Raw genomic sequence first — 10253 nt, 5'->3', positions numbered from 1 at the left:
ATCGCTGGCATTGCAATTCGGGTGCCCGGCCGAAGTCTTGCGCAAGGCGTTGAGCCGCGACGCTCGCGGAAACCCAAGCGGGCCGCTCGCCGCTGCGCTCGATGCGCTTTCTCGGCTGCCGCCCGCCGACGGCGAAGCAATGCCGGCGCCGGCGCTGCCAAACGGACCAACTCCATCCGCTGGCGCAGTCAACCGGATCACCACGTTGGAGCCGGTGGCATGAGCAGCATTATTGGACAACGACCAATGAGAACCGACGCCGCTTTTGAGGCATGGAAGCAAAAAGCAAAGAGCGTTCCGATCGAGAAGGAGCTCGCCCGGCGCGGCATCAAGCTGAAGCGCCAAGGCAAGGAACTCGTTGGCCCGTGCCCGCGATGCGACGGCACTGATCGCTTCGCCATCAATACGGTCGAGCAAGTTTGGAATTGTCGGGGGTGTGGCAAAGGCGGCGATGGGATCGCGCTCGTTGAACATCTGGACGGCTGCGATTTTGTCACCGCGGGCACCCTGCTGGCCGGCGAGCCGCCGCCGAAGCTCAACGGCAAAACGGGGCCGCTGCCGACGGCGAAAGGGAACGACGAATTTAAGAAGGTTGTCGCCGCGACCTACAGCTACGCCGACGAAGCCGGCGCCCTGCTGTTCCAGACGCAGCGCGTCGAGTTTCAGAATCCAGACGGCAGCTTCGTGCTGACGAAAGAGGGCAAGCGAAAAAAGACCTTCCGCCAACGGCGCCCGGATCCCAAGCAGCCAGGCCAATGGGTCTGGAACGTCGACGGCGTACGCCTCGTGCCGTACCGCCTGCCGGAGTTGCTCGAGGCGGTCGGCAACGAGCAGACGATTCTCATCGTTGAGGGCGAGGCTAAAGTCGACCTGTTGCGCTCTTGGAATGTACCGGCAACCTGTTGCGCCGAGGGCGCCAAGAAATGGCGGCCCGAACATTCAGAACACCTGCGCGGCGCCGACATTGTGGTTTTGCCCGACAACGATGCCGCCGGCCGAGAGCACGCCGAGCTCGTCGCCGCTTCGCTGCAGGACGTCGCTGTTTGCGTTCGCATTCTTGAGCTGCCCAACTTGGCGGCCAAAGACGACGTAATCGATTGGGCGGCTGCGGGACACACAGTCAATGAATTTTGGCGGCTGATCGAAACACAGGCTGCGGTTTGGGCGCCGGACAGCGCGGGCGACCGCTCAGATGAACCGCCGGCGAGCGAGAGCGAGCATGGCAGCGACGAGCCGACGCCCGCAAAACATGAGGAAGGGGCGCGCGGGCCTCACAAATTTCCGCTTCTCGCCTTCGATCAGATCCGGGTCGACACCGAGCACCGCGGCTATCTGGTCAAGGGATTGCTCGCGAGCAGCGGCTTAGCCGTCGTGTGGGGACCGCCAAAGTGCGGCAAATCATTCTGGGCGGTCGACGTGGGGATGCACATCGCGCTCGGCTGGGAATACCGCGGGCGCCTCGTTCAGCAAGCACCCGTCGTCTATATCGCGTTGGAAGGCCAGCATGGCTTACCGGCGCGAATCGAGGCGTTCAGGCGCCACCATAACGTCACCGCGGCGCCGTTCTATCTGATCCTCGTTCGGCTCGACCTGATCGCCGACGTGGCGGCTCTGATCGCCGAGATAAAAGCGCAGATCGGCGCCGTCATGCCAGGCGCGATCTTCATCGACACGCTCAACCGCAGCCTCGTGGGCTCCGAGAGCAAGGACGAGGACATGGCGCGCTATCTGGGCGCCGCCGATCGGCTCGCTGGCGAACTCGGTAGCGCGGTCATCATCGTGCACCATTGCGGGATCGACGCGACCCGGCCGCGCGGTCACACGTCGCTCACCGGCAGCGTCGAGAGCCAGCTCGCCGTCAAGCGCGGCGAGGCGGGCGAAGTGATCGTCGCCGTGGAATACGCCAAGGACTTCGCGGAAGGCACCGAAGTTTACTGTCGGCTCGAGCCCGTGACCGTCGGCATCGACCCGGACGGAGACGAGATCACCACGCTTATTGTGCTGCCGGGAGAGCAGCCGATGACAAGTAGCCAGCGCCGGCCCGTGAAGGGGGCCAAAGCCGTCGCGCTCGAATTGCTCCGCAAGGCGATCGACGAGGCCGGATCGGTCGCGCCGGCAAGCAACCATATCCCTCCAAATACCCGGACAATTTCGATCGAGACGTGGCGCAGCTATGCCTACCAGGGATCAATCACCGAAAGCGACGAACCGGACAGCAAGCGCAAGGCTTTTGTCCGGGCAGTGAAAGACCTCCAAATAGCAAAATTGATCGGTGTATGGGGCGATTACGCATGGATCATGTGAACCACCCGGACAGACCCGGACAGACCCGGACAACTCAAATTCTGTCCGCAGACACTACCCGGACAGGACAGGACACCCCCCTATAAGGGTGTCCGTGTGTCCGGTGTCCGGACAGCGATAGGCCGTGATGCAGAGAAGTGACCCGCCGATAGACCGCGAGCGTTGCGCATCCATCGATAGAAAAGTTCGACAGTCAGGCGCCAACCAATGTCACACAGAGAGGGCAAAGGGGTATTTCTCACACGCTCGCGAGCAAAACCCATCGCCGCTGGCTCGAAATTGCGGAAACGCCGAGCTCGAGCATCGGGGCGGCGCGGTGCGCGGTCGATTGCCAGGCGCGTCAGTGGTTTTGTGTGGTGCTTTCGATCGCGTCAGCAGTGTGTCAGCGTCGATAAAGGAAGGCTACTCCGACGTCTAGCGGTTGCCTAAACCGCTTACCCTGACGCAAAAACCGCGCTAATCGCGCAATTCCGAAAAGATCGACTATCCGTGTCAGTGATAAGTCAGCGCGGGGTGACGCGGCCGGCGCCGATTCCGGCCCGGCGAGGCTTTACGGGCGCGCGATCACCGAGAGGCAGAGAAGGAAGCCGCGTGCGCACCCGCGCGAGGCCGATGGGACCTTCCCGGCGGCACGATTGAGCTCGCGGACCGGCACCCGGCACCCGGCAGGGGCAAAAACCAAGCGAAACCGCCGCCTGTATGCCGCACACACCGTGTAGTTATTTTTCCTTTGTGGAGGTTATCGCCCGTCTGCCCCTTTGATCCTGCGATGGGGCGCTGGGGCTGCTGGCGAGTCGTGGATTCGTCGGCTGCAGGGGGAGGGGTGGTTTTACCGGTTGAGGGCTCGGGCGCACTGGCGGGCTTCTGGCGGGCAATTGTGGGCTTGCCGCATTAATTTTTTCTCGGAAACGACACGTGAGGGCGTGGCGCTTGGCGGGGAGTGGCAAATTAGGGCACGAAGGCCTCATGACCGATCTGCAAATCCTGCGCCGGTATGCTGCCGGGCGCCAGCTTGAAACTGGTTTCGAGTTTAATCCGATGCCGGGCAGCCGCGGGGTATCTCTCGATCCTGTCTCACGTGCGACCTGGTATCGCAAAGCCAAGCCTGCGGATGAGACAGCCGTCTCAGAGACGCCAGTCAAGCCCTGGGTCGCTGCTGGCGTATCGCGCGCGAGTTGGTATCGCCATCATCGAGGTTGACGGAGGGAACGGTTATCGAGCGACGGCGGCGCGCTCTGCCGTGTTCGCTTTGCCGTTGGCGGCGCCGGCTCTCCGTCCGTTTACTTCGATGGCGTCCTGAGCAATTTTTCTTTTGCGCGCCGCTGCGGACCGCAGCCCGAAATAGCGCTGGACCCGGCTTATGATGCGCTTACTGACCTGCTGTTGAGCGAGGTTACCTACGCGCGCCTGATTGCCGTTGCGTTTTAGGCCGCGCTCGGCGTAGCGGTGCAAGGCGTCTCGATCGGTCGCGAGGATAAATTTTAGCCCGAGAGCGGGCAACAACAGATAGAACGTGTCGAAGCCAAGCCCCTTCGATCGCGACGGCCCGAAGACCTTCCCCACGTGCCCCTGCGCCAGCCCGCACACGTCCTCTAAACTCGCGTGGCTGTAGCCGAGTTCGGCGGCTCTCTCCGCCAAGGCGTTTAGCAGCGCCTCTTTGTGGGCCGGCGAGGCGTAAACGTCGGAGTCGTTCATTCCGATTCCCGAAGGGAGGCACGGGCGACGCAACGCTCTGCACTGATTTGCCGCAATTCGACAAGAGCCGGCCGTTGTCCGATCGTACTGGTGCGTTGCGGTTACGGCTGGCACCCGTAGCATGACCGCATGAGCGCACGGTTTGAGATCAAACTTTCGGCTGAGCGTCGGGCTCAACTTGGCGCTCTTGCCGATGAGGCGGGCTTGAGTTCTGCGGCCTTAGCGCGGCTGGCGATCCTGCAGCTATTGGATCAGCGAGCAGTGCGGCTGCCGGTGCCGGCCGAGCAACGGTCGGAGGCGGCATGAGCGGCAGGATGTACCACGTCACCATCCACGACCCCGATTGGCCCGATCGCCCCAACGGTTATGAGGAGCAGCATCGACGGAACGCGGCCGTTGCGTTTGGGCGCACCGTGGTCGAGCGGATTTCGATCGGCGGGGAAGCTGACTTTGAGCGCGACGGACTGTTTGCGACGCTGCGGATCGCGGCGGACGAATCATCCGCCGACGCGGCGTAGGAGAGCAACGTCAATGGCGACGCCGACCTTGACCGTGACCGCGACCTTGAACAGCGCGCCGGTTTCGCGCAACGCCGAACTCGAAGCGCTGGATCAACTCTGCAAAATGGCCATTCAGCAGGCGCGCAGTACTGGCGGCAACAACGCCCAAAGCGGCACCGTGAACGCAGGCTTCGGCGCCGGCAGCGCGACGTGGGCCTTCACGTCCAACGCCGCGAAATGATGGAGGAACGACAATGACGTGGACCGAGAAGGACGCCTATCGCCACAATAAGGCGGTCGATACGGCCGAGAAAGCCGAACGTTGGGCCAAGGTCGCAGCGAGCCGCCACCGCCGTTTGTCGTTGCAACAGAACCACAAAGGCGCGTGAAATAAAATGACCGATCAAACAAACAGTGGCGCCGGTTCGGGCGCAGGAAATTCGCAGGGCGCGGGAGGCGGCGGCGATTTGCATCCGGCCTTCAATCCCGTTTCGAAGCCGGCGAATCCGCCGCCCGAATACAGTAGGCCTGGCATTCCCGAGAACCCGCGCAGCCGCGGCCATAGTCCTGCGCTCGATGCACGCGGGCGCCCGCAGCAACAGGACGCGGGAACTGGCGATCAACAAAGCGACGCGCAGCGCAGCCAGCAGGGCGACGGCAGCGGAACCCAGACGATCGAGGGCTTCACGCCGGAACAGATACGCGAAGCGATCGCACACAAGGTCGAACAGGATGCGCGCAAAGCTGCGTTGCCCGCGTCGCCGGACAAGTACGAAGTCAAGCTACCGGCCGACTTCAAATCGCCGGAAGGCGTCACGTTTGAATTCGATCAGCGCTCCCCGGAATTCCAGCGGTTCCGGCAATTGGCACACGCCCGCGGCGTCGACCAAGAAACTTTCAGCGACATGCTCGGCGTGTACGCGGCGACACAAATTGGTCAGCACCAGCAACTTGCGCAAGCGCGCGGTGCCGAGCTCGCCAAGCTCGGCTCGGCCGCGCAGAACCGAATCGACGCGATTGGCACTTGGATGCGTGCGCGAATCGGCAACAAGGGGGATTTGATTGTTGCGCAGTTGAAAAATTATCCCGTCGCCTCGATGGTCGAAGCCTTCGAAGGCATCATGCAGCAATTCTCCGGCCAGGGCGGCGCCGACTATAGCCAAAGCGGCCGCCAGCAGCAGGAAACCACCGGTAAGATTCCGGGCTACGAAAACATGAGCTTTTTGCAAAAGCGCGCCGCGCAGGATGCGGCCGCCGCTCGAGGAGGTCGTGGGCGGTGATGTTTGTTTGCTGCATTTGCGACGTGAGCGGCGAGCATCGTGCCGGTTCCATTCGCGAGGGTCACCGCGTCCCAATGTGCGCCGAGTGCTTCGCGACGATCTACTGGCGTTCACGTCAACCGGCACCCGCGCGCGTCGTCTCGTTGTATGAAATGCAGGCGGGACGCGCCGCGCTCGCCAGCGCTGGGCACTGAGGGCCGCGATGACAGAGACGCCAGCATTGCCAGAGCCACGGAAGCGCCCGATTCCCAAGCGCGTCCGCGAGGCAATCGACCACTACGTGAGCGGCCGAGCTCGCACGCTGACGATCGCAGCCAAAAGAGCGGGAATTTCCAGGGAATATTTTTCGAGAAGTCTCGCGTTGCCTCACGTCGCCGCGTTCCTCCGCGATAAGGCCGCGCGCGTCGTCGCCATGGGTGCCGGCCGCGCAGCGGCACGCCTGAATCAGCTTTTGGACAGCAAGAGCGAGCACGTCAGTCTCGACGCCGCGAAGTTCTCGCTCGGGGTGGCTGGCATCAAGCCAACCGCTGACGCCAGCGTGAATTTGAACGTCGAGGTTCGCGCGGGCTTTGTGATCGATCTCAGCGGGCGCAGCGCCGCACAACCGATGAAGATTGTCAGCCCGCAGCCCGCGGCTGTTGCCGCCTCCGAAGAGGGCTGAGACGGGCGCCGGGCAAATAACCATGCGGAAAGTTTTGCGAACGTTGTGGCTGATCTTTGTTGCCTCACACTTTCGAGAAGGCAAACGACAAGAGAGCGGCCCGATGCGCGACGGCCGCGCATGCGCCAGCAGCTCATATTTTCCGGGGCTTCCCCCAGGCAGTTGACGCTCGGTTAACTTGGGCCCTATCATAATGCGCAGTGGCGGGCCGTTACTAGCGACCCGCCACCACTTGCCACCGTAGCCATAGGCGGGCTGACGATGACCGATTCCTCAATTACCACGAATCTGTACGGCTTCCCGCCTTGGCGTGGCATTCACCCACAGCACAAGGAGACGAAGCAATGTCACATGCCAATCTTAGCCGCCGCGCCATCCTGGCCGGGGCAGCAGCCGGCCCGGCGCTAGCATTCCCGGCCGGCGTAATTCCGCCCGAACCTGATCCGATCCTTGCGGCGATCGAGAAACACCGGCGCGCTTGGTCCATGGCGAGCGAAGGCAACGAAGAGGCGGCCCAAGAATTCGATAGGCTCTGTGAGAGCCTCGACGCCGCTTTAGTCAACATCTCTCCCACGACGATTGGAGGTGTCGCGGCCATTCTCGCCTACGCTGCGGAGTTTGTGACAAATTATGATGGCGCTGGCTGGCCGGACGGCGAAGCGTGGATAGACAGGCACAAACTTCCATGGGAAGTGATTTTGCATAAGAACCTTGCGAAAACCCTGCAAGCGATGGCGGTGCGGTCATGACCGCCACGAGCAAGCGAACCAAAGGGAAGTCCGCAAAATCAGCGCAGTATCTATCGGGCAACGACCTATTCCACCATCCCGCTGCGGTGACCTTAACCGGCAAAGTCGATAAGCACTATGACTCAAAGTTCGTGGCATTACCCTTCGTGCGGCCGGGCAAACGCGGTGGGAATGGTCACCGCTTTTGGTCCGTTAAGCCGTCTGGCAAGTATCAGGAAGACTTTGCGCAAGGACGTGATTGGGCTCGCCTCGCGGTGGGTTTTCTAAAATACAACATTGGAGCATCGCTGATCGCGTATATCGTCGCCGACATGATAAAAGCCGGCCCAGCTGGAAAATACGCGAACGGCGAACCAAAAGTTGATGCTCTTGCGATCGGCTTCGTCACGGAACTTGCCGACCAAATCAAATTCTACCGCGGCGAAATGCTCCGCGTAGCCTAGACCGACCAAGCGCGGGGCCGGCGGCATGCTCGCCCCGCTACGCAAACAGGAACCCCAAGCGCCGCGGCGATGGGAGCGCCAGCGCTTGGGGCCCAGAGGCAAGTGGGTCGCAGATTGACGTGGAGTGAGGTTTGCCTCTGGCAAGAATCGGAGCACACCACTACCAAACATTCCACTGTGCTTTGAGGTCATGGTTACGGCGCGGTTACCCGGCGGCAATGCTCGCCCCGCGCAACGCTACCAACGATGCCGACTCTAGCCGCCGGGACGCCATTGCTACCGTTGGTTCGCCTCTGGGAGCACTTGGACGCCAGGAACTATGCCCGGGGACACCGCCTCGCTACTCGCCGCATGGATTTTGTCGGACGAGTCCTGTACGTGCCATTTGCCTAGACTCTCGGAGATAATCTTGACTGAGGCCGATGCGGTCTGAGTAAGGTGCGCATACCGGGTCGTTAGCCGGTGCACGCGGTCGCCTTCAGCTTTGAGATAGTCACGCGCGATCTGCAGTTCCTCGATCAGCTTCTCAATATCTTCGATGGAGGTTGCTGCAGCAGCGAGGATGTCGTCGCAAAGCCCAGCTGAACTGGGTGATCTGAGGTCACGTACCATGGTGCGAATGTTGCCTTCGAACGCGTCTAGTGACTTTAATTCTGTCTTCATGTGTTCTCCTTCGCGGGTCGCGCTACAAAGGCCCAACCTTGTCGTACCAATGTAAACAGATCGTTGCCGATGGGCGGCACGAAGAGTGCGTTGGGCTTCGCAAAAGCAGGAACCCCAAGCGCGGCTGGCGAATGGGAGCGCAACGCTTGGGGCCCAGGGCAGGCAGTCGCTACTTGCAACTCAAGCGCCGCTGCCCCACAAAACCCGGAGCACGCCACTTCCCAACATTCCATTGCGGTTTGAGATTAAGGTTACGGTTGGCAGGAAGGATCGATAAACAATGATCGAAGATGGTCGCGCATACGGCTTGATGATCGCGCTCAAGCATTTATTGCGCACGCTTGAGCACAAAGGAGTGCTGTCACAGACTGAAACTTTCGCAATGTTGGACAGCGCCCTGGAGGAACTCAGGGGTATTCCGACTTTGGCGGGGCCTGCTGGTGCGGACGCCGCTACGACGGTCGGCGGCCTGTACCTAGGGAGGTAGGGTGTCGGCTGGGCTTACCGCCGCAGCAGCTCCGGCAGCTTGGCGAAGTTGAACGCCAGCCGCCCGCGCCTCGTCGCGGGTCAGCAGTTTGGCCGCCGCCCATGCGGCGCGCGCGCTGGATAGTTGTGCTACTCTGGTTTGCGTCGAGGGTGTCTGTCATGCCGAAGCACCGGAAGCTCGCCGCGATTTTGGCAGCGGCCAAGCGCGGTATACATCGAAGGCACGGCGGAGCCATTGGCCAATCCAAGCGCTACAAACCAGAGCGCCCCGTGCCGTCGCGCCTATGAATACGACTGATCTTGTCAGAGCCGTAGACAATCGCCTCGAACGACTGTTCGATGCCGTGATCGATCCGGCGCGCCGCGAGAGCGCCATGGCACTTCTGCTTTGCGGGTATGCCGCCGCCTGGTGGCTTTACGCCGTGATTTCCAATAGCAGCCAAGACGTTCACTTCGACATGGGCGAGATTTCGCCTGGTCGCACCAGGTCACTCTCGGGACGCCGAAACACCCACCGCTAGGGGCATGGCTGGTGCGTGCCTGGTTCAGCGTGATGCCAACCAGGCCCTGGACGTATTATCTGTTCGCGGTGATTTCGGCGACGGTGGCGCTGTGGATCGCCTGGCGCATTTCGGCACGCTACCTAACCGTCGAGAAGCGCGTGGTCGGCCTCGTACTGCTGACCTTCGTGCCGTTCTACAATTTTCACGCGCTGAGGTTCAACGCCAACGCTGTGTTGATTCCATTCTGGGCGTTGACGACGTGGTTTTTCCTGCGCTCCTTCGACACGCGCCGGGCCGGATGGGCCGTGCTCGCCGGAGCGGGCGCCGCAGCAGCAATGCTGGGCAAATATTGGTCGATTTTTCTGCTCGCCGGACTTGCCATTGCCGCGGTGACCGATTCACGCCGCGGCGCCTATCTGCGTTCTCCGGCGCCCTGGGTGACGGTCGCCGTCTTTACCTTGTTATTTGCACCGCACGTCGTCTGGGTCGTAGCTCACAATTTCGCGCCCTTCCATTATGCACTTGCGGTGCATCCGTCGACGTTCGCGAACGCAATTGGATCAGGTTTCATCTTCATCGTCAGCGCGCTCGGCTACATCGCCGCGCCGATCGCTTTCACCTTGATCGCCGCACGACCCGGCATGACGGCACTCAAAGATACGTTGTGGCCGGCCGAAGCGGAACGTCGGATGATCGTAGTCGCATTCGCTGCGCCGTTCCTTCTTGCCGTGCTCACCGGAATATTGCTGCAGGTCAGAGTCGGCGCGCTCTGGACCATGTCCGGGATGACTTTGCTGCCGGTGGTGCTGCTGTCGTCGCCGCGCCTCACGGTGTCTCGCCAGGCTGCCGTCCGGTTGCTCGCTTTGGCGGTCGTGTTTCCGCTGCTGATGGTCGCGGTATCGCCGGGAGTTGCGACCGTCATTCACCGCCTGGGCGTGCCGGGCTATGCAAGCCACTACCGGCTTATCG

14 protein-coding genes and 1 pseudogene are annotated in these 10253 nt (G+C 61.9%); 13 read left to right on the top strand and 2 right to left on the bottom strand.

The genetic code is table 11. The features are described 5' to 3' along the window. The 3 genes and pseudogenes from ABSB13_RS15825 to ABSB13_RS15815 all read left to right on the top strand — a co-directional run. Nucleotides 1–223 (top strand): annotated as a pseudogene (locus tag ABSB13_RS15825) (hypothetical protein); the annotation flags it as partial. A gap of 23 nt (nucleotides 224–246) precedes the next feature. After that, complete coding sequence (locus ABSB13_RS15820; protein ID WP_428110221.1) at nucleotides 247–2304, top strand: AAA family ATPase; 2058 nt, start codon at nucleotides 247–249, stop codon at nucleotides 2302–2304. 966 nt (nucleotides 2305–3270) lie between these two features. Further along, nucleotides 3271–3504: a hypothetical protein gene (locus tag ABSB13_RS15815; protein ID WP_428110220.1), complete on the top strand. Its 234-nt coding sequence runs from the start codon at nucleotides 3271–3273 to the stop codon at nucleotides 3502–3504. Between the two features lie 12 nt (nucleotides 3505–3516). Here the strand turns inward: ABSB13_RS15815 and ABSB13_RS15810 are convergent, their stop codons facing one another. Beyond that, nucleotides 3517–3999 (bottom strand): hypothetical protein, encoded by a 483-nt coding sequence (locus ABSB13_RS15810; RefSeq protein ID WP_428110219.1) that lies wholly within the window; start codon nucleotides 3997–3999, stop codon nucleotides 3517–3519. Between the two features lie 302 nt (nucleotides 4000–4301). On the opposite strand from ABSB13_RS15810, the gene ABSB13_RS15805 reads away from it, so the two are divergent. From ABSB13_RS15805 to ABSB13_RS15775, 7 genes are all read left to right on the top strand, one after another. Beyond that, nucleotides 4302–4517, top strand: a complete 216-nt coding sequence (locus ABSB13_RS15805; RefSeq protein ID WP_428110217.1) for a hypothetical protein — start codon at nucleotides 4302–4304, stop codon at nucleotides 4515–4517. A 13-nt stretch (nucleotides 4518–4530) separates the two neighbouring features. Continuing rightward, a complete protein-coding gene (locus tag ABSB13_RS15800) occupies nucleotides 4531–4740 on the top strand; it encodes a hypothetical protein (protein WP_428110216.1) in 210 nt (69 codons plus the stop codon). Between the two features lie 13 nt (nucleotides 4741–4753). Beyond that, nucleotides 4754–4888: a hypothetical protein gene (locus ABSB13_RS15795; protein WP_428110215.1), complete on the top strand. Its 135-nt coding sequence runs from the start codon at nucleotides 4754–4756 to the stop codon at nucleotides 4886–4888. A 78-nt stretch (nucleotides 4889–4966) separates the two neighbouring features. Then, entirely contained in the window at nucleotides 4967–5779 is an 813-nt protein-coding gene (locus ABSB13_RS15790; RefSeq protein WP_428110213.1) for a hypothetical protein, read from the top strand. Nucleotides 5780–6140: 361 nt separating this feature from the next. Then, on the top strand, nucleotides 6141–6440 hold the full coding sequence (locus ABSB13_RS15785; protein ID WP_428110212.1) for a hypothetical protein: 300 nt from the start codon (nucleotides 6141–6143) through the stop codon (nucleotides 6438–6440). Nucleotides 6441–6784: 344 nt separating this feature from the next. Further along, nucleotides 6785–7189, top strand: a complete 405-nt coding sequence (locus ABSB13_RS15780) for a hypothetical protein (protein ID WP_428110210.1) — start codon at nucleotides 6785–6787, stop codon at nucleotides 7187–7189. Continuing rightward, nucleotides 7186–7632 (top strand): hypothetical protein, encoded by a 447-nt coding sequence (locus ABSB13_RS15775; protein ID WP_428110209.1) that lies wholly within the window; start codon nucleotides 7186–7188, stop codon nucleotides 7630–7632. Before ABSB13_RS15780 ends, ABSB13_RS15775 begins: the two co-directional genes overlap by 4 nt. Nucleotides 7633–7908: 276 nt before the next feature. Here the strand turns inward: ABSB13_RS15775 and ABSB13_RS15770 are convergent, their stop codons facing one another. Continuing rightward, a complete protein-coding gene (locus ABSB13_RS15770) occupies nucleotides 7909–8295 on the bottom strand; it encodes a hypothetical protein (RefSeq protein WP_428110207.1) in 387 nt (128 codons plus the stop codon). A 280-nt stretch (nucleotides 8296–8575) separates the two neighbouring features. On the opposite strand from ABSB13_RS15770, the gene ABSB13_RS15765 reads away from it, so the two are divergent. From ABSB13_RS15765 to ABSB13_RS15755, 3 genes are all read left to right on the top strand, one after another. After that, nucleotides 8576–8782: a hypothetical protein gene (locus ABSB13_RS15765; protein ID WP_428110206.1), complete on the top strand. Its 207-nt coding sequence runs from the start codon at nucleotides 8576–8578 to the stop codon at nucleotides 8780–8782. A gap of 283 nt (nucleotides 8783–9065) precedes the next feature. Further along, on the top strand, nucleotides 9066–9302 hold the full coding sequence (locus tag ABSB13_RS15760; RefSeq protein WP_428110205.1) for a hypothetical protein: 237 nt from the start codon (nucleotides 9066–9068) through the stop codon (nucleotides 9300–9302). 11 nt (nucleotides 9303–9313) lie between these two features. Continuing rightward, nucleotides 9314–10253 (top strand): glycosyltransferase family 39 protein (locus tag ABSB13_RS15755; protein ID WP_428110203.1); only part of this gene is annotated, 940 nt, incomplete at its 3' end.

It is taken from the genome of Binatus sp. (SeqCode) (assembly GCF_050013435.1).
Classification (GTDB): domain Bacteria; phylum Desulfobacterota; class Binatia; order Binatales; family Binataceae; genus Binatus.
Note: the sequence above shows the minus strand (reverse complement) of the source record. Positions and strands in the feature narration are given on the sequence as shown.

Excerpts from the sequence above, each read along its gene's own strand:
- ABSB13_RS15820 (WP_428110221.1), top strand. The coding sequence starts at position 247 with ATGAGAACCGACGCCGCTTTTGAGGCATGGAAGCAAAAAGCAAAGAGC.
- ABSB13_RS15815 (WP_428110220.1), top strand. The coding sequence starts at position 3,271 with ATGACCGATCTGCAAATCCTGCGCCGGTATGCTGCCGGGCGCCAGCTT.
- ABSB13_RS15810 (WP_428110219.1), bottom strand. The coding sequence starts at position 3,999 with ATGAACGACTCCGACGTTTACGCCTCGCCGGCCCACAAAGAGGCGCTG.
- ABSB13_RS15805 (WP_428110217.1), top strand. The coding sequence starts at position 4,302 with ATGAGCGGCAGGATGTACCACGTCACCATCCACGACCCCGATTGGCCC.
- ABSB13_RS15800 (WP_428110216.1), top strand. The coding sequence starts at position 4,531 with ATGGCGACGCCGACCTTGACCGTGACCGCGACCTTGAACAGCGCGCCG.
- ABSB13_RS15795 (WP_428110215.1), top strand. The coding sequence starts at position 4,754 with ATGACGTGGACCGAGAAGGACGCCTATCGCCACAATAAGGCGGTCGAT.
- ABSB13_RS15780 (WP_428110210.1), top strand. The coding sequence starts at position 6,785 with ATGTCACATGCCAATCTTAGCCGCCGCGCCATCCTGGCCGGGGCAGCA.
- ABSB13_RS15775 (WP_428110209.1), top strand. The coding sequence starts at position 7,186 with ATGACCGCCACGAGCAAGCGAACCAAAGGGAAGTCCGCAAAATCAGCG.
- ABSB13_RS15770 (WP_428110207.1), bottom strand. The coding sequence starts at position 8,295 with ATGAAGACAGAATTAAAGTCACTAGACGCGTTCGAAGGCAACATTCGC.
- ABSB13_RS15765 (WP_428110206.1), top strand. The coding sequence starts at position 8,576 with ATGATCGAAGATGGTCGCGCATACGGCTTGATGATCGCGCTCAAGCAT.
- ABSB13_RS15760 (WP_428110205.1), top strand. The coding sequence starts at position 9,066 with ATGAATACGACTGATCTTGTCAGAGCCGTAGACAATCGCCTCGAACGA.